Source organism: Clostridium sp. DFI.1.208 (genome assembly GCF_024463855.1).
Classification (GTDB): Bacteria; Bacillota_I; Bacilli_A; order Erysipelotrichales; family Erysipelotrichaceae; genus Clostridium_AQ.
Window position 1 is genome coordinate 1 of sequence record NZ_JANGCA010000193.1, and the last position, 485, is coordinate 485.

1 protein-coding gene is annotated in these 485 nt (G+C 50.3%); it reads left to right on the forward strand.

Features of this window, described 5'->3' with window-relative positions; genetic code table 11:
* The coding region (locus NE665_RS23995) for a hypothetical protein (RefSeq protein WP_256302716.1) at positions 1-354 on the forward strand (354 nt) is incomplete at its 5' end.
* Between the last annotated feature and the right edge of the window lie 131 nt (positions 355-485).

A 485-nucleotide genomic window follows, 5' to 3' on the forward strand; every position in this document is an offset into this window, starting at 1 on the left:
GCGTCGGGAGATCCGACCTTCCTCTTCCATATCGAAGGCACAGACTTCACCGGAGAGAGACAGGAATATACGGAGGTCATCCGATTCACAGCGTCTGACAAGAAAGCGTCCGGAGGCATAGAGAAAACGATCGTCCGGAAGGATATCCCTGCCGGTGAATATGAGATCAGCGAGATCCCGGTATCGAGATATCGTCTGGATAGTATCACGGATGTCATATCCGGCAAAGTAAGTGGCAGTAAGGTGACGCTGGATACCGATGGACAGGATGCGAAGGCGACCTTCGTGAATCGCAGGAAGAGCTATCAGGATTACAGCGATAACGATCTGGTGGTCAATACGTTCCATAGATGAGGAAGCTTACCTGGCAAGCTGCCAGGCAGCTACGCCTACCGTCGATACATTGGAAGAGAGCGAAGATGTATAGATATCATCACGTGAGATATCGCAAATTCCTCGATGAGATAGGGATGGATATACCGGAA